Genomic DNA, 25,256 nt, shown 5'->3' with positions numbered 1-25,256 from the left:
TTCAAACCAACAGGAGTGTCGCCATGCGCGAACAGGATTACGCAGTTAATAACAGCGTGCAGGTTGAGCAGCTAGAGGTTAGCCGCGTCCTGCGCAACACTTACGGCTTACTCGCTCTCACCCTCGCATTCAGCGGCGTGATGGCGTTTGTCGCTCAGCAGATGCGTGTCGGCTACCCGAACATTTTCGTGGTGCTGATCGGTTTCTACGGCCTTTTCTTCCTCACCAACAAACTCCGTGATTCGGCCTGGGGCCTTGTGTCGGCATTTGCCCTGACCGGTTTCATGGGTTTCCTGCTCGGCCCGATCCTCAACCGTTACCTGGGTATGCAGGGCGGCGCCGAGGTGGTCAGTTCCGCGTTTGCGATGACTGCACTGGTGTTCGGCGGTCTGTCGGCTTATGTGCTGATTACCCGCAAGGACATGAGTTTCCTGGGTGGTTTCATCACCGCAGGCTTCTTCGTGCTGCTGGGTGCGACGCTGGCGAGCCTGTTCTTCCAGATCAGCGGTCTGCAACTGGCGATCAGCGCAGGTTTCGTGCTGTTCTCCTCGGTCTGCATTCTGTTCCAGACCAGCGCCATCATTCACGGCGGCGAGCGCAACTACATCATGGCGACCATCAGCCTGTATGTATCGATCTACAACCTGTTCATCAGCTTGTTGCAGCTGTTCGGCATCATGAGCCGCGATGATTAATCGTCAGCCTTGAGGAAAAAACCCGCTTCGGCGGGGTTTTTCTTGCCTGTGATTTGAGTAAAGGGTCACGCCATCGGTGGCAAGCGGCGCTTGGCCGGGGTTTTCTTGACGATTGCAGTGTTGGTTTCGGCGTGGGTGTTTAGGCGGTCGAGCAGGGTGTCCAGTTGTTCCATCGAACGCACGTGCAGGCGGGCGATGAAACAGTCGTCGCCAGTGACTTTGTCGCACTCGGTAAATTCGGGAATGGCCTGAATCTGCCGTTCCACTTCCTGCAACTGGCCTGGCAGCGGGCGAATGCGGACGATGGCTTGTAGTTGATACCCGAAGCATTTCGGGTCGATCTCGACGGTGTAGCCTTTGAGCACGCCACGCTCTTCGAGGCGACGCAAACGCTCGGCGACGCTGGGCGAAGAGAGGCCGCTGATCTGCGCCAGAGCCTTGAGCGAGCGGCGTGAGTCTTCCATCAATGCCGTGATCAGCACTTGGTCGATATCGTCGGTCATGGCGAAACCCCTATTAGGCAATTAACTCAAACCGCCTTGATAAAAAAGGCAGAAATCGAGTTTAGCCTGCTTTTTGCTCTGGAGAAGCCCCCCGGCGGATTGGCATACTTTGGGCTCAAACACAGGAGTCTGATGATGGACAAAACAATACGTCACGGGTCATTCGAAATGACCGCCGCCATGCTGATTTCCGGGACAATCGGCTGGTTCGTGCTGGTGTCCGGGCAACCGGTGCTGGACGTAGTGTTCTGGCGTTGCGTGTTCGGCGCCGGCACGTTGTTGCTGATTTGCGCGGCATTCGGCTTCCTGCGCCCCGGCATTCTGACCCGCACCACGTTCTTGCTGGCTGTGCTCAGCGGCGTGGCGATTGTCGGCAACTGGGTGCTGTTGTTTGCTTCTTACTCCCGCGCCTCGATTGCCATCGGCACCGCGGTATACAACGTTCAGCCGTTCATGCTGGTGGGATTGGCCGCGTTGTTCCTCAACGAGAAAATCACCCTGCAGAAACTGTTCTGGCTGGGCATTTCGTTTCTCGGGATGCTGGCGATTGTCAGTGCACATGGCGGGCAGGGCGAGAGCGGCAATGATTACCTGATGGGCATCGCGCTGGCGCTGGGGGCGGCATTTCTTTACGCGATTGCCGCGTTGATCATCAAACGCCTGACCGGTACACCGCCGCATCTGATCGCGTTGGTCCAGGTCACCACCGGCGTGCTGTTACTCGCGCCATTCGCGCACTTTTCGGCACTGCCGCAAGCGCCGAGCGCGTGGGCCAGCCTGGTAACCCTGGGCATTGTCCACACCGGCGTGATGTATGTGCTGCTCTACGGCGCCATTCAAAAACTGCCGACGGCACTGACCGGTGCGCTGTCCTTCATCTACCCGATAGCGGCGATTTTCGTTGACTGGTTTGCCTTCGGCCATCGCCTGGAACCGCTGCAATGGATCGGTGTCGCTGCGATTCTGTTGGCCGCTGCCGGCATGCAACAGGGTTGGAGCCTTAAGTTTCGTCGGACGGTGACGACGCAGTAAGCCGTAAAGAAACGTCAGATGTTCCAGCGCGGTGCCGTCTTGGCCAAGCGCTGGCGCATCTCGCCGATGTTGGCGGCTAATTGCCGGACCAATAACCGGTAGCCGTCCAGCGGATTGTAAACCGGCGCGGTCAGACTTGAATCCGACGGCAGTTCGACGGGCCGACTGAGCCGCTGGGACGCACCGGATTTCAGCGCCCGGGCCATACCGATCAATTGCACCCGAATCAGCCGATGCTCGGCTTTCAAGGCTGATTGCAGATGGGCCATGGCATCGGGGTCACTGGCGTCCGGTCGGGTGTTGCCGAGGATTTCCAGGGTGCTGACACACATCCGCAAGTGGCGCTGAATGGCATCGAGTTCGGTCATGGAGATCCGCACTTCCTTAGATACCGATGGCATCAAGGAGCGCAGTTGCACCATCACGGTGTTCAGGCGGCCGACGAGTTTATGGTGTTCGTCATCAGTGACCGATTGGCCATTGATGATTCGCCCGTAGATCGTCGCGCAGTCGCGCAAGGCATCGGCCAGGTTGTAGCGCCAGGAATAAACTGCGTAGAGCGGCAGGGCGAAGGAAAACGCCAGGGCCAGGGCGATGCCGATCAGGATGTCCACCCCACGCCACAACCCGTCGGTAATCGGGTTGTCGCCATGCCCTGCGACGATAAACACGGTAATCGCCGACAGCAGTGCGGTGTAACCGCCCTTGCCGATGGCGTGGTACGAGAAAAACCCGCAGACCACGGCCATCGCGAAATAGGTCAGCCACGGCATCCCGAGCCAGGCCTGTTGCGCCACCAGCAGCAAGCCGACGCCGGCACCGATCAAGGTGCCGATGGCGCGTTCGGCGGCTTTTTTGCCGATGTTGCCGTGGTGCTGCAAGCCGCCGATCACCACCAGCATCGTCACCGACGCCCACTCACCGTGGGGCAGATTGATGCCAGTGGTCAGCAGGATCGTTGCCAGCAACCCCAGCGATACACGTACCGCGTGGATCACTCTGGCGTGGCGATAGCGCCGGTACGGGTCCAGCAACGGACGCAGCAGTCGGCGCAACAGCGGTGGCAGTCGGTTGGCTCTGAAGGTGCTCAGGCTCGGTCTCCTCAGAAGATGTAATCGGTGGTCAGGAAGCTCGAACTGCGTCCGCTGATGATCTCGCTGATGAGTTCTTTGTTGGTTTCCTGAAACTTGGTCGCCACCAATGTCCGGATCGAAAACACCCGCAGCGCATCATGCACTGACAGTGTGCCTTCGGCGGAGTTCTTGCGGCCGTTGAACGGGAAGGTGTCCGGGCCGCGCTGGCACTGGGCGTTGAGGTTGATCCGGCCGACCTGGTTGGCGAAGGTGTCCACCAGCCGGCCGACCGCCACCGGGTTGGTGCCGAAGATGCTCAACTGCTGGCCGAAGTCCGATTCCAGAACGTAATCAATCACCGTGTCCAGATGCCGGTACGGCACGATCGGCACGACCGGGCCGAACTGTTCTTCCTGATAGACGCGCATCTGCGGCGTCACTGGGTACAGCACGGCGGGGTAGAAGAATGATGCGCGGGCTTCACCGCCGTTGGGGTTGACCACGGCGGCGCCTTTGCTCACGGCATCCGCCACCAGCGAGTGCAGGTAATCGACTTTGCTCGCTTCCGGCAACGGCGTCAGCGCCACGCCGCTGTCCCACGGCATGCCGGGTTTGAGGTTGGCGAGTTTGGCGTTGAATTTCTCGATGAACGAGTCGACCACGTCTTCATGGACGAAGAGGATTTTCAACGCGGTGCAACGCTGGCCGTTGAACGACAGCGAGCCGGTGAGCGCTTCGCTGACCGCGTTGTCCAGATCCACCTCGGGCAGCACGATGCCGGGGTTTTTCGCATCCAGGCCCAATGCCGCGCGCAAGCGGTGCGGTTTTGGATGGATTTTTTTCAGGTCGCTCGCGGCTTTGTTGGTGCCGATAAACGCAAAGATATCGATCTTGCCGCTGGCCATCAGCGCGCTGACGGTCTCGCGGCCGCTGCCGTAGATCACGTTGATTACCCCGGCCGGGAAGCTGTCGCGGAACGCTTCCAGCAACGGACGAATCAGCAGCACACCCAGCTTGGCCGGTTTGAACACCACGGTGTTGCCCATGATCAGCGCCGGAATCAGCGTGGTGAAGGTTTCGTTCAACGGGTAGTTGTAAGGTCCCATGCACAACGCCACACCCAGCGGTACGCGGCGGATCTGGCCGAGGGTGTCCTGTTCCAGTTCGAAGCGGCTGGAGCGACGGTCGAGCTCCTTGAGCGCATTGATGGTGTCGACGATGTAATCGCAGGTGCGGTCGAACTCTTTCTCCGAGTCCTTGAGGTTCTTGCCGATTTCCCACATCAGCAACTTGACCACGGCTTCGCGCTGTTCACGCATGCGTCCGAGGAAGGCTTCGACGTGCTGGATGCGTTCGGCCACCCGCATCGTCGGCCACAGACCCTGGCCCCGGTCATAGGCACGGACGGCGGCGTCGAGGGCGGTTAATGCAGTGTCGGCATCAAGCAGTGGCGTGCTGCCAAGGATCACTTGTTCATCGCCATTTTCACCCGTCAGGTACACCGGGCTGCGGACCTGAGCGAGGGGCCCGGACCAGGTTTTCAGCTCGCCGTCGACCAGGTATTCACGCTGCTCGGTCTGGCCGTCGAGTCGGTATTTTTCCGGGATGTCGGTGGAGTCGGGAAACAGGTTGCCAAGGATATGTGCTGTGGTCATGTCGCTACTCCATGTGATGTAAGCCATGCGCTGGCTGCTTGCCGTTCAGATTCACTTCAAAGGTTATACGCCTTATTGGCACGACTTTTTAAGTGCCAATCTCATGATCCCGCGATCTTTTGACCTGAGAACACACAACGGCCGATGCTGCGGTTAAACTTCGCGCTCTTTCTAAAGGAGTTCATATGAGTTACTACCAGCCGGGCATTCTCGCCACCCCAGTTCCGCCTCAAGCCCGTCATATGTTCTTCGCACTCGAATCTGTCGCTGCCTTGCCGGCCGCGCTGGAAAACCTGCTGGGGCTGGTGGACGGGAAGTCGGCAGTGGTTGGGTTCGGTGAATCCCTGGTCAAGGCCCTCAAGGGGCAAATCGAAGGCCTGCGCGCCTTCCCAGCGTTGACCGGTGTCGGAGTCGATAACCCGTCGACCCAGCACGCGCTCTGGTGCTGGTTGCACGGTGTCGACCGTGGTGAATTGCTCAACCGCAGCAACGCCATCGAAGCGGCGCTGGCCCCGGCCCTGCGCCTGGTGCAGATGAACGAAACCTTCCGCCACCTCACCGGCCACGACCTGACCGGTTACGAAGACGGCACCGAAAACCCTCACGACGAAGCCGCCGTCGCTGCTGCGTTGGTGGGTGATGGCGCTGACGGAATGGTCGGTGGCAGCTTCGCCGCGATCCAACAGTGGCAGCACGACCTGAAGGGTTTCCACGGGATGCCGTCCCATGAGAAGGACAACATCATGGGTCGTCGTTTGAGCGACAACGAAGAACTCGACGACGCGCCGATCTCCGCTCACGTCAAACGCACCGCCCAGGAAAGCTTCGCCCCCGAGGCGTTCGTGGTCCGTCGCTCGATGCCGTGGATCGAAGGGGATCGCGCCGGCCTGATGTTCCTGGCTTTCGGTTTCTCCCTCGACGCCTTCGAAGCCCAACTGCGCCGCATGAGCGGTCTGGAAGATGGCATCACCGACGGTTTGTACCGCATCAGCCGGCCGATCACTGGCGGCTACTACTGGTGCCCGCCGCTCAAGGACGGTCATCTGGACCTGCGCGCTCTGCGCGTCGGCTAAACATCAAGGAGTGAGTATGAACGTGGTGCGCTGGGGCATGATCGGGTGTGGCAGCGTCGCTGAACGCAAGAGCGGGCCGGCCTTCTACAAGGCGCCCGGCTCGGCGCTGGTGGCGGTGATGGGCCGGCGTCTGGAGGCGGTGACGGATTTCGCCGCACGCCATGGCATCGCTCGGGTCTACACCGACGTCGACGCGTTGATCAATGATCCCGAGGTCGACGCGGTGTACATCGCCACGCCGCCTGACAGTCATCACGCTTACGCCTTGAGGGTGGCCGCCGCTGGCAAACATTGCTGCGTCGAAAAACCCATGTCGCTGAATGCCGGGCAAAGCCGTGAGATGCAAAAGGTCTTTGCCGATGCCGGGCTGCACCTGTTTGTTTCCTACTACCGACGCTCATTACCGCGCTTCCAGCAAGTGCGGCAATGGCTGGAGGAAGGGCGGATCGGCGAGGTCCGGCACCTGACCTGGACGCTCACGAAAGCGCCATCGGCGGAGGATCAGGATGGCTCCGACAACTGGCGCACCGACCCGGCCATTGCTGGCGGTGGTTATTTCGCCGACCTGGCCAGTCATGGCTTCGACCTGTTCCAGTACCTGCTCGGTGACATCGTCGAAGTCGCCGGGTTTACGGCTCGGCAAGCCGGTTTGTATGCCGCCGAAGATGCCGTCAGCGCCAGTTGGCGGTTTGCTTCGGGCGTCCTGGGTATGGGCTGCTGGAATTTCGTCGCGGACCGACGCGAAGATCGGGTCGAGCTGATCGGCAGCAAAGGCCGGATCAGCTTTTCCGTATTCGATGAACATCCGGTTCAGCTTGAAGCCGATGAAACCCTCAGCCTGCACATCGACAATCACGAGCACATCCAGTGGCATCACGTACTGGGCATGAACGCGGACATTCGGGGTGAAGCGCAGCACCCGGCGGTCGCCGAACAAGCGCTGAAAACCGACTGGGTAATGGACCAGATCCTCAAGCGCCGCTAACGCTCACTGAATGCCCCGCCGATGTAGCAGCTGCCGAGCAGCGCGAGGCTGCGTTCGGCTGCGAAGCAGTCGTGAAATCAGGTAGCGCGGTGTGTCAGGGTAATCTTGCATGTAGGGTTTACGACTGCTGCGCCGTCGAACGCAGCCTCGCGCTGCTCGGCAGCTGCTACACAGTCCGCGGTCGTTTTGCGAATCTAACCTTATGCTCAAACAGTATTTCTCAAGCCTGTCATTAGAACTTTAAGATCACGTCATAACTCGTTATGACAAGTGATCTTCCATGACCGATAACGTTCTCTCCCTCAGTAGCGTTCCGCTGCACACCCAACTGCGGGATGTGCTTCGCGCCCGCATCCTCGACGGCGAATACCCGCAAGACAGCCAGATGCCTTCCGAAAGCGAACTCGGCGCGCTGTTCAAAGTCAGCCGCATCACCGTGCGCCAGGCCCTCGGTGATCTGCAGAAAGAAGGGCTGATCTTCAAGATCCACGGCAAGGGCACCTTCGTCGCCAAGCCGAAAACCTTCCAGAACGTCAGCACCCTGCAAGGGCTCGCCGAGTCCATGACCGGGCGCGGCTATGAGGTGATCAACCGCCTGCGCAGTTTCAAATTCATTCCCGCCGACAAACTTGTTGCCGAGCGCTTGCAAGTCGCCGAAGGCGAGACCGTGGCGCAGATCAAACGCGTGCGGCTGATCAACCGCGAGCCAATCTCGCTGGAAATCACCTACCTTCCAAAAACTATCGGCGAGCGCTTGGAGAAGGCTGATCTGGTCACCCGCGACATTTTCCTGATCCTGGAAAACGACTGCGGCCTGGCCCTCGGTCACGCGGATCTGGCCATCGACGCGGTGCTGGCCGACAGCGACTTGACCCAGGCGCTGAACGTCGAGCCCGGCTCGCCGATCATGCGCATCGAGCGCTTGACCCACGACGCCAGCGGCCAACCCGTGGACTTCGAACACCTTTACTACCGCGGCGATGCCTTCCAGTACCGTCTGCGGATCGACCGGCAAAAAGGGGCGCAGGCATGACTCACGGTTCAATGACTAGAAAGACGCTCGAACAGGAATACGACATCGTCGTGATCGGCGGCGGCACCGCAGGACCGATGGCGGCGATCAAGGCCAAGGAACGCAACCGCGATTTGCGCGTGCTGTTGATCGACAAGGCCAACGTCAAACGTAGCGGCGCGATCAGCATGGGCATGGACGGCCTGAACAACGCGATCATTCCCGGCCACTCGACGCCCGAGCAATACACCAAGGAAATCACCATCGCCAACGACGGCATCGTCAATCAGGCAGCGGTGTATGCCTACGCGACCCACAGCTTCGAAACCATCGAGCAACTGGATCGCTGGGGCGTGAAGTTCGAGAAGGACGAAACCGGCGATTACGCGGTAAAAAAGGTCCACCACATGGGCGCCTACGTGCTGCCGATGCCGGAAGGGCATGACATCAAAAAAGTCCTGTATCGCCAGTTGAAGCGGGCGCGGGTGAGCATCACCAATCGGCTGGTCTGCACGCGATTGCTGACGGACGAAGCGGGCGCGGTCAACGGTGTGATGGGCTTCGACTGCCGCACCGCCGACTTCCACGTGATCAGGGCCAAAGCCGTGATCCTGTGCTGCGGGGCCGCCGGGCGTCTCGGTTTGCCGTCCTCAGGTTACCTGATGGGCACCTACGAAAACCCGACCAACGCCGGCGACGGTTACGCCATGGCCTATCACGCCGGGGCAGAACTGGCGAACCTGGAATGCTTCCAGATCAACCCGCTGATCAAGGATTACAACGGCCCGGCCTGCGCCTACGTCACCGGTCCGTTAGGCGGCTACACCGCGAACAACAAGGGTGAACGCTTCATCGAGTGCGATTACTGGAGCGGCCAGATGATGTGGGAGTTCCACCAGGAACTCGAAAGCGGCAATGGCCCGGTGTTCCTCAAGCTCGATCACCTGGCCGAGGAAACCATCCAGAACATCGAAGAGATCCTGCACAGCAACGAACGCCCGAGTCGTGGCCAGTTTCACGCCAATCGCGGCACCGACTACCGCACACAAATGGTTGAAATGCACATCTCCGAAATCGGTTTTTGCAGCGGTCACTCGGCCTCTGGTGTGTGGGTCAACGAGAAGGCGGAAACCTCGGTCAAGGGTTTGTACTCGGCGGGTGACATGGCCGCGGTGCCGCACAACTACATGCTCGGCGCGTTCACCTATGGCTGGTTTGCCGGCACCAACGCGGCGGATTTTGTCGTCGGACGCGAGTTTTCAGCGGTCGATGCCCAGCAGATTGAAACGGAAAAAGCCCGGGTCTACGCACCGCTGGACCGCGAACACGGTCTGCCGCCAGCGCAAGTGGAGTACAAGCTGCGTCGCTTCGTCAACGACTACCTGCAACCGCCGAAAGTAACCAAGAAGATGCAAATCGGCCTGCAACGCTTCAGCGATATCCAGCGCGATCTCGATCAGATCAAGGCCCACAACGCCCACGAACTGATGCGCGCCATGGAAGTCAGCATGATCCGCGACTGCGCCGAAATGGCCGCCCGCGCTTCGCTGTTCCGCGCCGAAAGCCGCTGGGGGCTTTACCACTATCGGGTCGACCACCCGCAACGCAACGACAGCGACTGGTTCTGCCATTGCCACCTGAAAAAGGGTGACGACGGCCAGATGACCAGTTTCAAGAAAGCCGTCGAGCCTTACATCATCCCGCTGGACGCCGATGAAATGCAGGCCTACGACCGGCTGCGGGTCGGTGCCTTTGCTGCCTGAGCCTCACAAAAAGAGAGACCGCGAAATGGCCTATCAACCCCAGGAAATCTTCTTCCGCTCCAACGCGCCCGTCACGGTCGATGAGGACCTTTGCATCGCCCACAAGGGCTGCACCGTGTGTGTCGATGTGTGCCCGATGGACCTGTTGGCGATCAACCCGGCCACGCAAAAGGCCTACATGGCGTTCGACGAATGCTGGTACTGCATGCCATGCGAAAAGGACTGCCCGACCGGGGCGGTGAAAGTTGAAATCCCCTATTTATTGCGCTGAAACGCAATCCATGTGGGAGCGAGCCTGCTCGCGAAGAGGTCGGCACGGCTGGCATCTCTATTGACTGATCGGGCGCCTTCGCGAGCAGGCTCGCTCCCACAGTGGATCGAAGTCGGCCGCAAATCTTGCTTACCCAAGAAACCGGTACAAGCAACCCAAAAAGCTACCCGGCAACCACCGGACGCCTGATCCAAAACACCCCTCGTTTCCCACCACGCCCTGATCGTGGCGGAGACGAATATCCTAAAAATGATTCGAGGGGATACACCCATGTCTTTACCAATATTGCTGCGTGCAGCGTTTGCCGGTCTGGTACTGGCTTCATTCACCTTGTCGGCGTCGGCCGAAACCATCCGCATTGCCATCGGCACCCAGGACACCACGATCAACTGCGCCGCCGGCGGCCTGTTGATTCGCGAACTGGGCCTGCTGGACAAATACCTGCCCCACGATGGCCCCTACAAAGACGCCAAGTACGAGGTGGAGTGGAAAAACTTCACCAGCGGCGCGCCCCTGACCAATGAGATGGTCGCCGGCAAACTCGACTTAGGCGCCATGGCCGATTTCCCCGGTTCGTTCAACGGTGTGGCGTTCGAAACCGCGGGCAAGCACAGCCTGTTTATTAGTGTCCTGTCAGGCAGCATCAAGGGCAGCGGCAACGGCATCGTGGTGCCGAGCGCATCGAGCGTGCAGTCGCTGGCCGAACTCAAGGGCAAGACCATTTCCGTGCCGTTCGCCTCGACGGCGCACGGCATGTTGCTGCGGGCGGTCGCGGCCCAAGGCTGGGATCCGCTCAAAGACGTGAACATCATCGCCCAGCCGCCGGAAGTCGCCGGCTCGGCCTTGCAGGCCGGGAAGATCGACGCCCACGCCGATTTCGTGCCGTTTGCCGAACTGTTCCCCAGCCGCGGTTTCGCTCGCAAGATTTATGACGGCGCCCAGGCCAATGCGCCGACCTTCCACGGTGCGCTGGTGGATCAGGCCTACGCGAAAAAGTACCCGGAAATCGTCGTGGCTTACCTGCGCGCAAGCCTTGAAGCCAACCAGTTGCTGGCAGCTGAGCCGGAGAAATACAGCGAGTTGATCGCCAAGGTCACCGGCGTCGATGCCGAGGTCAATTACCTGTTCCACGGTCCGTTGGGCGTGCAAACCCGCGACCTGAGCTGGAAGCCGGAATACCGTCAGGCCGTCGGGACCGCCATCGATACTCTCAAGCTGTTGAAGAAGGCTGATCGCGGGTTGGACCTCAATACCTTCATCGACGACCAATACATCCGCGCCGCGTTCAAGGCCTCGAACCTGGATTACACCGCGCAACTGGCCAACTACGGACAGACACCGCTCAAGGCGGTGGATGCGTCGAGCGGCAAAGCCATCACCGATTTCAGCCATGTGGCGGAGATCTGGGTGCGTGGCGAGCCGAAGGTTCGGCAGTACGCCTCGGCGGAGTCGGCCTTCACCGCGTTGGCCAGCCTGAAGCAGGAAGGCAAAAACATCCGCGCGGTGTATGCCCAGGCGAGTGACAGCGGGATCAAGTTGCTGGCGGATCAGGCGTGGTTTGCCAGTGATGCGAAAGGGCGCCTCAGCGCGTTTCTGCTCAAAGGCCAGGCCCAGCAATTTGCCACGGCACAAGGCGGAAAAGTCTTCGACTTCACCGACGCCACCACCCAGGCCGTCGCCACCCGCTAAACCCCAGAACACTGCAAATCCCTCTGTGGGAGCGAGCCTGCTCGCGAATGCGGACTGACATTCAACTCCAATGTCGACTGACCCACCGCTTTCGCGAGCAGGCTCGCTCCCACAGGGTTTCGGTTGAGAGGAAGATCTATGTCCCGATCCATAACACGCTGGATTCCAAGAGCAGCCTCACTGTTGCTCTGCCTCCTGTTCTGGCAACTCGCCGCCAGTCACCACTGGAACCTCGGCCTGGTCACCTTCGCCAACGTCCCGACGCCACTGGCGGTCATCGAAGCTGCCCTCGGCCTCGGCGACTCCGGCAAGCTCGCGCAACACCTCGGCAGCAGCCTCAGCCGGGTCTTCGCCGGTTATCTCAGCGCGCTGATCATCGGCATCGCTTTAGGCCTGGCCATCGGTCGCTCGAAATGGGCTGAAGACCTGCTGCTACCACCGCTGGAAGTCCTGCGCCCGATTCCCGCCGTGGCCTGGATTCCGCTGGCGATCCTGATGTTCCCCTCGTCAGAACTGTCGATGGTCTTCATCACCTTTACCGGCGCGCTGTTCCCGATTCTGCTCAACACCGTGCATGGCGTCGAAGGCGTCGACCCTCGGCTGATCGCCTCGGCGAAAAGCCTCGGGGCAGGGCGTAGGGCGATTCTGCTGGAGGTGATCCTGCCCGGCGCTGCGCCGAGCATCATCACCGGCCTGGCGATCGGCATGGGCACCTCATGGTTCTGCCTGGTGACTGCCGAAATGATCTCCGGCCAGTACGGCATCGGCTATTACACCTGGGAGTCCTACACCATCCAGAACTACGCCGACATCGTGGTCGGCATGTTGCTGATCGGCGTACTGGGGATGGGCAGCAGCCTGCTGATCAAACGTTTGGGCGGGCTGTTCACGCCCTGGCACCGACCACGAGGAAAAGCCTGATGAGCGTGATGCAAACCCCTGAAGGGCGGATCGACATCCGCCAACTGTCCATCGTCCTCGGCGAAGACAAGCAAGCTTTCGAAGCCGTGCAAGGTCTGGATTGCCAGATCGAGCCGGGGCAATTCGTGTGCATTCTCGGGCCGTCCGGTTGCGGCAAATCGACCCTGCTCGGTGCGCTGGCCGGTCACCTGCAACCGCGAACCGGCACCCTGAAAGTCGACGGTGCGCCAGTCTCGGGCCCGTCTCCGCAACGCGGTATGGTGTTCCAGCACCACACGCTGTTCCCTTGGCGCACCGTGCGCGACAACGTTGCTTTCGGCCTGAAAATGCGCGGCATCGGCAAAACCGAACGCCACAAAGCCGCCGACGAAATCCTTGCCCTGGTGGGCCTCGAAGGGTTTGCCGATCGCTGGCCCGATCAGCTTTCCGGTGGCATGCAACAACGGGTCGAAATCGCCCGGGTGCTGATCAACCGTCCGCGCCTGTTGCTGATGGATGAACCCTTCGGCGCCCTCGACGCGCTGACCCGGTTGAACATGCAGGAGCTGCTGCTGGACATCTGGACGCGAATTCGCACCACCGTGGTGTTCGTCACCCATGACATCGATGAAGCGCTGTTCCTCGCCGATCGGCTGCTGGTCATGAGTTCGCGCCCGGGCCGGATCATCGAAGACCTGCGCCTCGATTTCCCACGGCCACGCACCACCGAACTGGTCACCAGCCACGAGTTCTCCCGCTTGAAGCGTCATTGCCTCGAGTTGCTGCGTCACGAAGACGGTAGGCAGTTACCGCGCCTGAACCCTCTCGGACTTCCCCTTGAAAACAAACTGCCGCGATTTGCCCTATGACCTCTCTATTCGATGTAACCGATAACGACGACATTCTCGCCCTGCAACCACGCCTGACGGATGAAGATCCCGGCGTGCGCCGGATCGCGCTGATCGAACTGGCCGATCTTGAAGAACCGGACGGTCTGCTTTGGCTGGTCAATCGGCTGGCTGAAGACCCGACCGAAGAAGTCCGCGCCGAAGCCGCACGATTGCTCGAAGCCTGGGAGGACGAACCGGTGGTGGAAGCGCTGTGTCAGGCGCTGACCGATCCTTCCCAAGCCGTGCAAGCGGCCGCCGCGCAAAGCCTTAGTCTGCTCAAGACCGAGGCGGCGGGCAGGGTGATTCTGCCGTGGGCCGGGCATGCCGACATCAGTGTGCGCATCGCCGCTTTCCGGGCATTGCGCGAGTTGCGTTTTCCCGATGCCGCCGCTGCTGCTTTAGGGGCATTGAGCGATGAAGACGCCAGTGTTCGTCGCGAAGCCGTTGGCGTACTCGGCTGGCTCAAGCAACTCGACGCCTTGCCGGCCCTTGCCCGATTGGCCAGTGACGACCCGGACACCGAAGTTCGCCGCGCCGCCACCGGAGCCCTTGGCCTGGCCTCCGACGCCCACGTGCTGCCGGCGCTGCGCCACGCCTTGCAGGACGCAGCCTGGCAAGTCCGCGAAGAAGCCGCCACCACGCTGGGCAAGGTCGGTCACGTCGACGCAGGCCCGGCCTTGGTCGAAGCCTTGAGCGACGATTACTGGCAAGTCCGCCTGCGCGCCACCCGCAGCCTCGGTCGTTTGCGTTACGTCCCGGCCCTTGAAGCGCTGATCGAAACCCTCGGCCACCGCATCAGCAACCTGCGCAAGGAAGCCGCCCTGGCCCTCGGAGAGTTGAACGACCGAGGCGCTATCGCACCCTTGCAGGCTGCGCAGGATGACGGCGACCCGGAAGTGCGCAAAGCCGTGCGCATCGCCTTGAGTCAGCTGCAATGAGCCCGGTGGCGATTGGCAATTCCCAGAGCAAACAACAGCTGCGGTTGAACTGGCCGGATGGTCGCGAGCAGTTGCTGGACCACGCTGAGTTGCGTCGACAGTGTCCGTGTTCGCAGTGCCGGGCGTTTCGGTTGCAAGGGTTGAGGGTGAAAGTCGATGAGCGCATCCGTGTGGTCGAACTCAATTCCCAGGGCTACGGCCTGCAACTGATTTTCAGCGACGGCCATGAGCGCGGGATCTACCCTTGGCCCTACCTCTCTGGTCTGACCTGAATCTGTAGGGGGGGGCAGAAGGATTTGCTGACTGGCGGTCCTTGCCAGAAAAAAGCCAAAAGAGTACAAATGTACTCCATGACGACTTTAACTCCCCGCCGCACCGCCATCCTGACCTTTATCCGCGATCGAATCGCCGAGCACGGTCAGTCCCCGAGCCTCGCTGAAATCAGCGAGGCGTTCGGTTTCGCCTCCCGTAGCGTGGCGCGCAAGCATGTGCTGGCGCTGACCGAGGCCGGTTTCATCGAGGTCAATGCGCATCAGGCCCGGGGCATTCGTTTGCTCGGGCAACCGGCGCGACCCGAGTTGCTGGACATTCCGGTACTCGGCCGGGTGGCGGCGGGTGCGCCGATCGGTGCCGATGCCGAGGTTCACAGCCGCTTGCTACTCGACCCGTCGATCTTCTCGCGGGTGCCGGATTACATGCTGCGGGTCCAGGGGGACTCGATGATCGAGGACGGCATTCTCGACGGCGATCTGGTGGGCGTTCACCGCAATCCCGAGGCGGTCAACGGCCAGATCGTCGTCGCGCGACTCGACGGCGAAGTCACCATCAAACGTTTCGAACGGGTCGGCGAGGTTGTCCGATTGCTGCCACGAAATCCGGCCTACAAGCCGATCATCGTCGAAGCCAGTCAGGACCTGGCCATCGAAGGGGTGTTCTGCGGTCTGGTGAGGCAAGGGTGATGGGCGCCGTCGTTGCGCTGGATACGCTGTTCAATGGCGGCCAGGTCTGGAAGGGCTGGCCTGCGCCACCGGCCGTCAGCCCGCAACCCACCGGGCATGCCGCGCTGGATGCGGCGTTGCCTACGGGTGGCTGGCCGGAAGCGGCGCTGACCGAAATCCTTTTGGCCGGGCAGGGTGTTGGCGAGTTGCAACTGGTGTGGCCGGCGCTGGCGCGGTTGTCCGCTGCGGGCGAGCGGATCGTGCTGGTGGCGCCGCCTTACGTGCCATACCCCCAGGCCTGGCAGAACGCCGGGGTCGATCTGCGTCAGTTGTCGATCATCCAGGCCAGCGAGCGCGATGCCTTGTGGGCAGCGGAACAATGCCTGCGTTCGGGCAGTTGCGGCGCAGTGCTGTGCTGGCCGCACAAGGCCGATGACCGGGCGTTACGACGTTTGCAGGTGGCCGCGGAAACCGGCTCGACCCTGGCGTTCGCCTATCGCTCGATCAATGAGGCGATCAACCCTTCGCCAGCGGCGCTGCGCATCGCCATCGATGCCAGGCCTGCGCAATTGCGCGTGCTCAAGTGCCGGGGTGGGTTGGCGCGTTCGGCGCCGATTGCCTTCCCCGTGGGACATTGAGGTTGCCATGCGCTGGGTCTGCATTCTCTTCCCGCAATTGGCGCTGGACGTGGTACTGCGTCAGCGCGCCGATCCCGATGAGCCGCTGGCCCTGCTGACCGGCCCGGCCCAGCGTCGGGTGTTGCAAGCGGTCAACGCTTCGGCCCGGGCGCTGGGCTTGCGTCCGGGCCAGTCGATGACCGCCGCCCAGGCCTTGAGCAAAGGGTTTGTCACAGCTGAGTACGACGCTGCCGAGATCGAGCACTGGCAGCAGTTTCTGGCCGCCTGGGCTTATCGATTCAGTTCACAAGTCAGCGTGCATTACCCACGAGCGGTGGTGTTTGAAATCGAGTCCAGCCTGGGCTTGTTCGGTGCCTGGCCGCAATTCGAGGCGCGGTTGCGGGCCGAGCTCGTCGAGTTGGGGTTTCGCCATCGGATTGTTGCCGCGCCCAACCCAGTGGCGGCACGGGTACTGGCCAACGCTTATGACGGTCTGGTGGTGCCCGACGATCAAGCCTTGCAACATCATCTAGGGCAGTTGCCCATCGACCGGATCGGGCTGGAAACCAGCGTTGCCACCGCGTTGTCGCGCATGGGGTTGCGCACCTTGAGTCAGGTTCAGGCGTTGCCTCGCCATAGCCTGGCCAGGCGTTTCGAGGCCCAGGTGCTCAAGCATCTGGACGCCTTGCTCGGGTTACGGCGGCTGGCGCTGGCGTTCTACCTGCCGCCGGACCGCTTCGATGTGCGCATCGAGCTCAACTTCGACGTGCAGTCCCATCAGGCGCTGCTGTTTCCGTTACGCCGGCTAACCGGCGACCTGTCGGCGTTTCTTTGCGGGCGGGACAGCGGCGTGCAGCGTTTCGACCTGCACCTGGAACACGCCGGGTTGCCGGACACGGTTATCAAGGTCGGCCTGCTCAGCGCCGAACGTGATCCGGCGATGCTCTTTGAACTGGCCCGTGGCCGGTTGGAGCACGTCCAGGTCGAGGCCCCGGTGCGCGGTTTTCGCCTGCGCGCCGAAGACTTGCCGGCCTTCGTTCCCCAGTATCAGGAACTGTTCGACGACCGCCCGCAGCAGTCCTTGCCCTGGGAGCAACTGCGCGAACGCTTGCGCGCGCGGTTGGGAGATGACGCGGTGCAGGGCTTGCGGTTCCAGGCCGATCACCGGCCGGAATGCGCGTGGCAGGCCAGTGTCGACAGTCAGCGCTGTGCAGGGTTGCCTACGGTGCAACGTCCGGGATGGCTGCTGACTGAACCGCTGGCGGTGCACGAAGGTTCGACGCGCATCCTGATGGGGCCGGAACGCATCGAGTCCGGTTGGTGGGACGGCGCCGATGTGCGCCGCGACTACTTCCTGATCGAAACCCGTTCCGGCCAGCAGGGCTGGGCCTATCGTGCGGTTGGTGAGGACGGCCCGTTGTGGCTGCAAGGCTGGTTCGCATGAGCGTCGACTATGCCGAGCTGCACTGCCTGTCGAACTTCAGTTTCCAGCGCGGTGCTTCCAGTGCCCTCGAACTCTTTCAACGGGCGAAAAAGCAGGGCTATCAGGCCTTGGCAATCACCGACGAATGCACCCTGGCCGGTATCGTCCGCGCCTGGCAAGCGGCCAAATCCGTGGAGCTACCGCTGATTATCGGCAGCGAAGTGCGCATCGAGAACGGTCCGAAACTGGTGTTGCTGGTGGAAAACCTTGAGGGTTATCAAGCGCTGTGCCGACTGATTACCCGAGCGCGGCGCCGCACGCAGAAAGGCCAGTATCAAGTGCTGCGGGAAGACTTCAGTGAACCCTTGCCGGGGCTGTTGGCGTTGTGGGTGCCGGACGCCGTCGATGACTTCGAACAGGGCCTCTGGCTGAAGCAGACCTTCGTCGATTGCCTGTGGCTGACCGTCCAGCTGCATCGCGGCCAGGACGATACCCGGCGACTGGGCGCACTGCTGGCCTTGGCGAGGGAGCTGCGAATCCCGGCAGTGGCCAGCGGTGATGTGCACATGCACGCCCGTGGGCGGCGCGCCTTGCAGGACACCATGACCGCGATCCGTCATCACCTGCCGGTGGCGGAGGCCGGGTTGCGTCTTCATCCCAATGGCGAGCGGCATGTGCGCAGTCTCGAGGCTCTGCAATCGATCTACCCGCAAACACTGCTCGACGAAACGCTGAACATCGCCCGGCGCTGCACCTTCGACCTCGGTCAGTTGCGTTATCAATATCCCCGGGAGTTGGTCCCTGAAGGCCAGACAGCCACATCCTGGCTGCGTCATTTGACCGAGGAGGGCATCGCGTGGCGCTGGCCAAAAGGCCCGCAGGCCCAGGTGCTGACGCAGATCGACAAGGAACTGGAACTGATCGCCGAACTGGGCTACGAAAGCTATTTCCTGACGGTTCACGACATTGTGCGATTCGCCCGTGAGCAAAAAATCCTGTGTCAGGGCCGTGGTTCGGCGGCCAACTCGGCGGTGTGTTTTGCCTTGGGGATCACGGAAATCGACCCGGATCGCACCACGCTGTTGTTCGAGCGCTTTCTCTCCAAAGAGCGCAACGAACCGCCGGACATCGACGTCGATTTCGAACACGAACGCCGCGAAGAAGTCTTGCAGTACGTGTTCCAGCGCTATGGCCGGACCCGCGCGGCGCTGACGGCGGTGGTCAGCACGTATCACGCGGCCGGCGCGGTGCGGGATGTGGCCAAGGCCTTGGGTTTGCCGCCGGATCAGATCAACGCCCTGGCTGATTGCTGTGGCCACTGGAGTGATGAAACACCGCCCGTGGAACGCCTGCTTGAAGGCGGGTTCGATCCCGAGAGCCCGGTGCTGCGCCGGGTGCTCAGCCTGACGGGGCAACTGATCGGTTTCCCCCGACACCTGTCCCAGCACCCCGGCGGTTTCGTGATTTCCGAGCAGCCTCTGGACAGCCTGGTCCCGGTGGAAAACGCCGCCATGGCCGAGCGCACCATCATCCAGTGGGACAAGGACGACCTCGATGCCGTCGGGCTGCTCAAGGTGGATATCCTGGCGTTGGGCATGCTCAGTGCGATCCGCCGCTGTTTCGATCTGTTGCGCCGTCATCGCCATCGGGACCTGAGCCTGGCGACGATCCCGTCCGAAGACTCGCAGACCTACGACATGATCGGCCGTGCCGACACCATTGGCGTGTTTCAGATCGAGTCCCGGGCGCAGATGTCGATGCTGCCGAGGCTCAAACCCCGGACCTTCTATGACCTGGTGATCGAGGTGGCGATTGTCCGTCCGGGGCCGATTCAGGGCGGGATGGTGCATCCGTACTTGCGACGCCGAAACAAGGAAGAACCCGAGGTCTATCCGTCCCCGGCACTGGAAACCGTGCTCAAGCGCACGTTGGGCGTGCCGCTGTTCCAGGAACAGGTGATGCAGATTGCCATCGTCGCCGCCGACTACAGCCCCGGCGAGGCCGATCAGTTGCGCCGCTCCATGGCGGCCTGGAAACGCCACGGCGGACTGGAACCGCACAAGGATCGCCTGGCCGCCGGGATGAAGAAAAACGGCTACACGGCCGAGTTTGCCGCGCAAATCTTCGAGCAGATCAAAGGCTTCGGCAGTTATGGTTTTCCCGAGTCCCACGCCGCCAGTTTCGCCTTGCTGACCTACGCCAGTTGCTGGTTGAAATGCCACGAGCCGGCGGCCTTCGCCTGTGCGTTGATCAACAGCTGGCCCATGGGTTTCTACAGCCCGGATCAGATTCTGCAGGACGCGCGCCGACATCATTTGCAGATTCGCCCGGTGGACGTGCGCGCCAGTGACTGGGATTGCAGCCTCGAACCGATCACCGGAGCCCAGCCGGCGATTCGCATGGGGTTGCGGATGATCAAGGGCTTTCGTGAGGACGATGCCCGGCGCATCGAAACCGCACGGTCGAAGGGGGCGTTTATCGACATTGCCGACCTCGGCGAACGGGCGCAACTTGACGCCCGCGCCCAGGAACAACTGGCCGATGCCGGTGCGCTGCGCGGCCTGGCGGGTGACCGTCATCAGGCTCGATGGGAAGTGGCGGGGGTGCAGAAACAGCTCGGCTTGTTTGCCGGTCTGCCGGGGCAGGAGGATGCGGTGTCGTTGCCCAAACCCACCGTCGGCGAGGACCTGCTAGCCGATTACAACAGTGTCGGCACCACGCTCGGTCCGCATCCGCTGGCGTTGTTGCGGGGTGAATTGAAAGCCCGACGCTGCCGCAGTTCGAAGGAACTGCTGGAGGTCGAGCATGGGCGACCGGTCAGCGTCGCCGGGTTGGTGACCGGTCGACAACGCCCGGGCACCGCCAGTGGCGTGACCTTTGTCACCCTTGAAGATGAGTTCGGCAACGTCAACGTCATTGTCTGGCGCGACCTGGCCGACCGGCAGCGCCAGGTGTTGGTCGGCTCGCAATTGCTCAAGGTCGACGGGCGCTGGGAAAAGGAAGGCGAGGTGCGGCATTTGATTGCCGGACGGTTGAGCGACCTGAGCCCATTGCTCGACGGCATCAGTGTGCGCAGCCGGGATTTCCGTTGACGCTGATCCTGTTGTGACCAGTGCTTACTGTGGGGAGGGAGCTTTTTGTGGGAGCGAGCTTGCTCGCGATGACGGCAGCACATTCAACATAGATGCAAGCTGATCCAACGCTATCGCGAGCAAGCTCGCTCCCACAGGTGATGTGTATGCTCGCTCTATTTGCCCTCAGGCCAAAACCGCTCCCCACCCCCCGGCGCCTCCGTCCATGCCTGCAACGATCTTGTCGGCAAATCGAAATAATCGCGCGTGCGCGCATACCCATGCCCACCCATCCGGCCAATCGCATCGAGCCCGAGCTGATCGATATACAGGGTTTTCGGGTCGATCAATTCATCCCGCACATGGGCCATCAACACTTCGCCAAAGATAATCTCCCGGGACTGTCCGATGGACAGCGCCATCATCCGCCGACACTCCAACGCCACCGGGGCTTCGCCGATTCGTGGGCATTTGACCGTGGTGCCGGGAATGGCAGTGAGGCCGGCGGCAGTCAGTTCGTCGAAACCGGGGGCGAACGGCACGGCGCAGACGTTCATGGCTTCCACCAGGGCATCGCTGACGATGTTCACGGTGAATTCCTGGTTGAGCTGGATATTGCGCGTGGTGTCCTTGGGGCTTTGGTCGCCGTAGTTTTCCACGCCCAACGCGAGGATCGGCGGGTCGGCCGAGAGGGCGTTGAAGAAGCTGAAGGGCGCCGCGTTGATCCGACCTTCGCCGTCGATGGTGGTGACCAGGGCAATCGGCCGTGGCACCACGCTGCCGATCAGAATCTTGTATTTGTCTCGCGGGCTCAATTGGCTGAAGTCGAAGCTTTGCATGGGCAGAATTCTCTAAAGAAGGGGATCAATCGCGCCCAGCGGCGCGTCTGCGCTGTAGTCGTCAGCGAACGGGATGGCCGGTTTGAACAAGCCTTTCCAGTCCGGTTGGCCGAAGGCCCGGTCGCTGTGGCTGCGCATCAGTTTTTCGAATTGTTGTTGGGCCTGGCGTTGCAGGGCGGGGTAGTCGACACCTTGAACCTGACCGTCCTGCATCACGCAGCGGCCGTTGATGTAGCTGGCGATGCAGTCGTCACCGCGCCCGGCCAATACCAGGTTTTTCAGTGGGTCGAACAGCGGCCCCAAATGCAGGCCGCGAAGACTGAACACCGTGATGTCGGCCTTGGCGCCCGGCGCCAAACGGCCCAGATCATCGCGGCCCAAAGCCTTGGCGCCACCGAGGGTGGCGGCGTTGTACAGGTCCAGCGTGGAGGTGAGCGAGTTGCCGCCCTCCATCAGTCGGGCGATGTTCAAACCTTGGCGCATGTTCTCCAGCAGGTCCGCCGGCCAGGTGTCGGTGCCCAAGGCGAAGTTGATGCCCTTGGCCCGATAGCGACCGAAAGAGTTCAGTGCCTCGCCGTCACGGGCAAACACCACCGGGCAATGCACCAGACTCGCGCCGCCATCCACCACGCGTTGCAGATCGTCATCGCCTGAGGTGTAGATGCCGTGGGGCAGCAGACTGCGCGGGGTCAGCAGATCCAGTTGCTGCAACCAACCCAGCGGCGAAGAACCGCGCAGTTGCTCGACCATCGCCACCTCACCGAGCCCCTGGCAGCAATGCAAACGCATCGGCGCTTTCAGTTCCCGGCTGAGCGCGGCAGTACGTTGCAGCAGGGTCGGGGTGCAGGTCTGGATGCGGTCCGGCAGCAGCGCGCCGCGAATCAAACCCTCGTGTGCACCGTCGAAATCATGGAAAAACCGAACAGCCGCATCGAGCCCTGCCATGCCTCGCGCTTCATCCCAGTGATGCCCGAGGCTTCCATCGGCGCGCCAGTAACTCATGCCGCTCATGTAGCAGGGACCAAGGTAAGTCCGCAGCCCCAACTCGGCAGCCACACCGGCCACTGCAGAAAACTCGTCGTAAGTCTCGGCCCACTCGCGGTAATACATCGAGGTGATCGGCATGGCGGTGGTGATGCCGTTGCGGATCAGCTGGGTGAAGGCGTAGCGGTATTTGAAGACTTGTTCATCCGCGGTGTAACTCTCCCGCGGACCACTCGCCAGGTAGTCCTCGGACCACATCCGGCCCATGTCGGGTTCATCGCCGTTGTCCAGCGTCAGCACCGTCGAATCAAGATCCCCGAGCGCATCCAGATCGATGAAGCCCGGACCGATCAACGCGTTGCCGTAATCAATCCACTGATCCACCGGCCCCGGATAGTCACGCCCGACAAACACGATGCGCGAACCTTCGAACACCACTTCGCCGTCGCGCCACAGCACATGCTGGGTGCCGTCGAACCCGACCACGCAACTGGCTTTCAATCCAATCCTTTTCACAAGCGACTTTCCAGCAGTCGGCCACCGGAAGCGATCAACTCGCCGCCGCGATAAACCTGCCGCACCGGCCGCGACACCACCGCCTCACCCAGCGTCTGTACCTGCATCAGCAAAAAGTCCGCCGGCGCACCGATCTCCACCCCATAACCTTCACAGCCCAGCGCCCGAGCGCCATTCACCGTGGCGGCGTTGAACGCCGCTGCCAGTTCATCGTCCTTGTTCAAGTCGAACCGAAAGGCCAGCAGCATCGCCCGTTCCAGCATGTCGCCGTTGCCCATGGGCGACCAGGCATCGCGAATGCCGTCCGAACCCAGGCAGAGATTCACCCCGGCCTCGCGTAGTGCGAGGAACGGCGGCACCGCGCAATCGGCCGGCGCCGAACTCATCAGTGAAATGCCCAGCGCCGCCAGGCGTTCGGCCACCGGTTTGACCTGGCTCCACGGCAACATCCCAAGGCAATACGCGTGGCTGATCATCACCCGACCCTGACGCCCGAAGCGTTCGGTGTAGTCGGCGATCCGCGCGATTTGCCACAGGCCCAGTTCGCCCTTGTCGTGCAGGTGAATGTCGACGCCACGTTCGAATTCGTTGGCCAGCTTAAAGACGAAGTCGAGCTGGGCGATGGGGTCATTGTCGATGCCGCACGGGTCGAGACCGCCAACGTTTTCCACGCCCAGGGCCATGGCTTCGCGCATCAGTTCGGCGGTGCCGGGGCGGCTGATCAGGCCGGTTTGCGGGAACGCCACCAGTTGCAGGTCGATCAGGTCGCGGTAACGTTCGCGCAGTTGCTGCATGGCCTCGACGTGGCGCAGGCCGAATTCCGGGTCGATGTCGACGTGACAACGCATCGTCAGCGAGCCACGGGCGATGCAGTTTTCCAGCAGGGCGCCGGCGCGCTGGGCAATCGGTGCCTGGACTTCACGCAGCACGCGGCGCTCGTTGGCGATGTAGTCCTTGAGCGTCGGGCCGGCGCTGTTCGGGCGCCAGGGTTGACCCCAGAGGGTTTTGTCCAAGTGGACGTGGCTTTCAACCAGGGCAGGGGTGAGAAGCTGGTTTTGGCCGTCGATGTCGGTGGCGGTCAGTGCGGCGGTCGATGCCGGGCGGCGTTGCTTGAACAGACCGTTTTCCAGAAGCAGGTCTTCGGCGGGGGAGCCGTAGGGGCGGACGTTGCGTAGCCAGGTCATTACATACCTCGAATTTTTGTGGTGTTTGGGCGGGCCTCATCGCGAGCAAGCTCGCTCCCACAGGGTTTTGTGAACACCGCAAATCCAATGTGGGAGCGAGCCTGCTCGCGATGGCCGCGACTCGGTTTCAAGCCAGGCAATCAACCCTTGAGCTTCGACCAGATCCGGTCCTGCAGCTCCCGCGCCTTGTTGCTGCACTCTTTCTCCGGCCGCAAGCGCGAGGCGAACTCGTCGGGCATGTTGATCGCGTCCATCACCCGCCATTTGGCGTCGATCAGTTTGTCGCTCTGGATGCCGTTGTCGTAGGCGATGGCGTTGGACACGGCGGCGGCGTTTTCCGGCTTCATCATCCAGTCGATAAAGATCTTCGCGTTGCCAGGGTGCGGGGCGCTTTTCGGTACGGCGAAGTTGTCCTGGAACATCGCCAGGCCTTCGCGCGGGTACACGTACTTGATGGTGCTTTTTTGCAACGTCGCCCGGGCGGTGGAGCCGTTCCAGTTCTGCATCATGATCACTTCACCGGAGGCCATGCGGTCGACGGTGTTGTCCGAGCTGTACATCTTCAAGTGCGGTTTCTGTTTTTTCAGCAGCTCCAGAATGCGCTTGGCGTCCTGCGGGTTTTCGCTGCATTCGTCGACGTTCAGGTAATGGCTGGCCGCGTTGATCACACTGCTGGAGGTGTCGAGGGCGGCGAGTTGGCCTTCGAGTTCCTTGCGCGGTTCGAAGAACTCTTTCCATGAATCGTCCAGTTTGCCGCCGGGCACCCGCGCGCTGTCATAGGAAAACCCGGTGGTGCCCCACAGGTACGGGGCGGAGAACTTGCGACCGGGATCGAAACTCGGGTCGCGGAACGCCGGTTTGACGTACTGGAAGTTGGGCAGGGTCGACGCGTCGATTTGCAGCAGCAGGTTCTGGTTGATCAACGTGCGCATGATCGACTGCGACGGCACGATCACGTCATACGCCGCGCCACCGGCCTGCAACTTGGCCAGCAGGGTTTCGTTGCTGTCGTAGCCGTCCATGGTGACCTTGATCCCGGTCTCCTTTTCGAACTTGGCCAGCAGATCGACCGGGTAGTAGTCGGTCCAGTTGTAGAAGAACAATTCCTTGGGTTCGGCGGCCTGGGCGGTGAAAACGCTGAAGCAACTGAGGGCCAGACCGGCAACGCCGTAACGCATGCTTTTCAAGATCATTGTTTTACGCTC

At 61.6% G+C, this 25,256-nt stretch carries 23 protein-coding genes; 16 read left to right on the top strand and 7 right to left on the bottom strand.

Annotated elements, in window-relative coordinates; all coding sequences use genetic code 11:
• Nucleotides 1-23: 23 nt before the first annotated feature.
• Nucleotides 24-695 (top strand): Bax inhibitor-1/YccA family protein, encoded by a 672-nt coding sequence (locus tag ACA056_RS16495; RefSeq protein WP_497266149.1) that lies wholly within the window; start codon nucleotides 24-26, stop codon nucleotides 693-695.
• Between the two features lie 65 nt (nucleotides 696-760).
• Here the strand turns inward: ACA056_RS16495 and ACA056_RS16490 are convergent, their stop codons facing one another.
• Nucleotides 761-1,198, bottom strand: coding sequence for an Lrp/AsnC family transcriptional regulator (locus tag ACA056_RS16490; RefSeq protein ID WP_497266147.1), 438 nt, complete (start codon nucleotides 1,196-1,198; stop codon nucleotides 761-763).
• Between the two features lie 135 nt (nucleotides 1,199-1,333).
• Here ACA056_RS16490 and ACA056_RS16485 point away from each other — a divergent pair, with 135 nt between their 5' ends.
• Complete coding sequence (locus tag ACA056_RS16485; protein ID WP_095129658.1) at nucleotides 1,334-2,230, top strand: DMT family transporter; 897 nt, start codon at nucleotides 1,334-1,336, stop codon at nucleotides 2,228-2,230.
• Between the two features lie 14 nt (nucleotides 2,231-2,244).
• On the opposite strand, the gene ACA056_RS16480 is transcribed toward ACA056_RS16485, so the two are convergent.
• The gene (locus tag ACA056_RS16480) at nucleotides 2,245-3,264 is read right to left on the bottom strand and encodes an FUSC family protein (RefSeq protein ID WP_150656028.1); all 1,020 of its coding nucleotides are present in this window, start codon (nucleotides 3,262-3,264) and stop codon (nucleotides 2,245-2,247) included.
• Between the two features lie 68 nt (nucleotides 3,265-3,332).
• Nucleotides 3,333-4,958: an NADP-dependent glyceraldehyde-3-phosphate dehydrogenase gene (locus ACA056_RS16475; protein WP_497266145.1), complete on the bottom strand. Its 1,626-nt coding sequence runs from the start codon at nucleotides 4,956-4,958 to the stop codon at nucleotides 3,333-3,335.
• A 185-nt stretch (nucleotides 4,959-5,143) separates the two neighbouring features.
• On the opposite strand from ACA056_RS16475, the gene ACA056_RS16470 reads away from it, so the two are divergent.
• The 14 genes from ACA056_RS16470 (at nucleotide 5,144) to ACA056_RS16405 (ending at nucleotide 20,549) form a co-directional block, all read left to right on the top strand.
• On the top strand, nucleotides 5,144-6,031 hold the full coding sequence (locus tag ACA056_RS16470; protein WP_497266143.1) for a Dyp-type peroxidase: 888 nt from the start codon (nucleotides 5,144-5,146) through the stop codon (nucleotides 6,029-6,031).
• Nucleotides 6,032-6,047: 16 nt separating this feature from the next.
• The gene (locus tag ACA056_RS16465; RefSeq protein ID WP_497266141.1) at nucleotides 6,048-7,016 is read left to right on the top strand and encodes a Gfo/Idh/MocA family protein; all 969 of its coding nucleotides are present in this window, start codon (nucleotides 6,048-6,050) and stop codon (nucleotides 7,014-7,016) included.
• 280 nt (nucleotides 7,017-7,296) lie between these two features.
• On the top strand, nucleotides 7,297-8,049 hold the full coding sequence (locus ACA056_RS16460) for a GntR family transcriptional regulator (protein WP_497266139.1): 753 nt from the start codon (nucleotides 7,297-7,299) through the stop codon (nucleotides 8,047-8,049).
• Between the two features lie 11 nt (nucleotides 8,050-8,060).
• Nucleotides 8,061-9,791, top strand: a complete 1,731-nt coding sequence (locus ACA056_RS16455) for a fumarate reductase/succinate dehydrogenase flavoprotein subunit (protein ID WP_497266137.1) — start codon at nucleotides 8,061-8,063, stop codon at nucleotides 9,789-9,791.
• 25 nt (nucleotides 9,792-9,816) lie between these two features.
• Complete coding sequence (locus ACA056_RS16450) at nucleotides 9,817-10,062, top strand: 4Fe-4S dicluster domain-containing protein (protein ID WP_007946457.1); 246 nt, start codon at nucleotides 9,817-9,819, stop codon at nucleotides 10,060-10,062.
• A gap of 282 nt (nucleotides 10,063-10,344) precedes the next feature.
• Nucleotides 10,345-11,751: an ABC transporter substrate-binding protein gene (locus ACA056_RS16445; RefSeq protein ID WP_497273548.1), complete on the top strand. Its 1,407-nt coding sequence runs from the start codon at nucleotides 10,345-10,347 to the stop codon at nucleotides 11,749-11,751.
• 138 nt (nucleotides 11,752-11,889) lie between these two features.
• Nucleotides 11,890-12,672, top strand: coding sequence for an ABC transporter permease (locus tag ACA056_RS16440; protein WP_497266134.1), 783 nt, complete (start codon nucleotides 11,890-11,892; stop codon nucleotides 12,670-12,672).
• Complete coding sequence (locus ACA056_RS16435) at nucleotides 12,672-13,520, top strand: ABC transporter ATP-binding protein (protein ID WP_497266132.1); 849 nt, start codon at nucleotides 12,672-12,674, stop codon at nucleotides 13,518-13,520. The genes ACA056_RS16440 and ACA056_RS16435 overlap by 1 nt, the downstream gene beginning before the upstream one ends.
• A complete protein-coding gene (locus ACA056_RS16430; RefSeq protein ID WP_497266130.1) occupies nucleotides 13,517-14,479 on the top strand; it encodes a HEAT repeat domain-containing protein in 963 nt (320 codons plus the stop codon). The genes ACA056_RS16435 and ACA056_RS16430 overlap by 4 nt, the downstream gene beginning before the upstream one ends.
• On the top strand, nucleotides 14,476-14,751 hold the full coding sequence (locus ACA056_RS16425) for a DUF971 domain-containing protein (protein ID WP_497266128.1): 276 nt from the start codon (nucleotides 14,476-14,478) through the stop codon (nucleotides 14,749-14,751). Before ACA056_RS16430 ends, ACA056_RS16425 begins: the two co-directional genes overlap by 4 nt.
• Before the next feature lie 69 nt (nucleotides 14,752-14,820).
• Nucleotides 14,821-15,438, top strand: coding sequence for a transcriptional repressor LexA (lexA, locus tag ACA056_RS16420; RefSeq protein WP_415769598.1), 618 nt, complete (start codon nucleotides 14,821-14,823; stop codon nucleotides 15,436-15,438).
• Nucleotides 15,438-16,055 (top strand): translesion DNA synthesis-associated protein ImuA, encoded by a 618-nt coding sequence (gene imuA / locus ACA056_RS16415; RefSeq protein WP_497266126.1) that lies wholly within the window; start codon nucleotides 15,438-15,440, stop codon nucleotides 16,053-16,055. Before lexA ends, imuA begins: the two co-directional genes overlap by 1 nt.
• A gap of 7 nt (nucleotides 16,056-16,062) precedes the next feature.
• Nucleotides 16,063-17,478, top strand: coding sequence for a Y-family DNA polymerase (locus tag ACA056_RS16410; protein ID WP_497266124.1), 1,416 nt, complete (start codon nucleotides 16,063-16,065; stop codon nucleotides 17,476-17,478).
• Complete coding sequence (locus ACA056_RS16405; RefSeq protein ID WP_497266122.1) at nucleotides 17,454-20,549, top strand: error-prone DNA polymerase; 3,096 nt, start codon at nucleotides 17,454-17,456, stop codon at nucleotides 20,547-20,549. The genes ACA056_RS16410 and ACA056_RS16405 overlap by 25 nt, the downstream gene beginning before the upstream one ends.
• 155 nt (nucleotides 20,550-20,704) lie before the next feature.
• Here the strand turns inward: ACA056_RS16405 and ACA056_RS16400 are convergent, their stop codons facing one another.
• The 4 genes from ACA056_RS16400 to ACA056_RS16385 all read right to left on the bottom strand — a co-directional run bounded on the left by ACA056_RS16400 (nucleotide 20,705) and on the right by ACA056_RS16385 (nucleotide 25,244).
• The gene (locus tag ACA056_RS16400; RefSeq protein WP_497266120.1) at nucleotides 20,705-21,367 is read right to left on the bottom strand and encodes a flavin reductase family protein; all 663 of its coding nucleotides are present in this window, start codon (nucleotides 21,365-21,367) and stop codon (nucleotides 20,705-20,707) included.
• A 12-nt stretch (nucleotides 21,368-21,379) separates the two neighbouring features.
• Nucleotides 21,380-22,867, bottom strand: coding sequence for an amidohydrolase family protein (locus ACA056_RS16395; RefSeq protein ID WP_497266118.1), 1,488 nt, complete (start codon nucleotides 22,865-22,867; stop codon nucleotides 21,380-21,382).
• Entirely contained in the window at nucleotides 22,864-24,051 is a 1,188-nt protein-coding gene (locus tag ACA056_RS16390) for an amidohydrolase family protein (RefSeq protein WP_497266116.1), read from the bottom strand. The genes ACA056_RS16395 and ACA056_RS16390 overlap by 4 nt, the downstream gene beginning before the upstream one ends.
• A gap of 140 nt (nucleotides 24,052-24,191) precedes the next feature.
• Entirely contained in the window at nucleotides 24,192-25,244 is a 1,053-nt protein-coding gene (locus ACA056_RS16385; RefSeq protein ID WP_497266114.1) for an extracellular solute-binding protein, read from the bottom strand.
• Between the last annotated feature and the right edge of the window lie 12 nt (nucleotides 25,245-25,256).

The organism is Pseudomonas sp. LBUM1666 (assembly GCF_059695775.1).
This window is presented reverse-complemented; position numbering and strand designations above follow the sequence as displayed.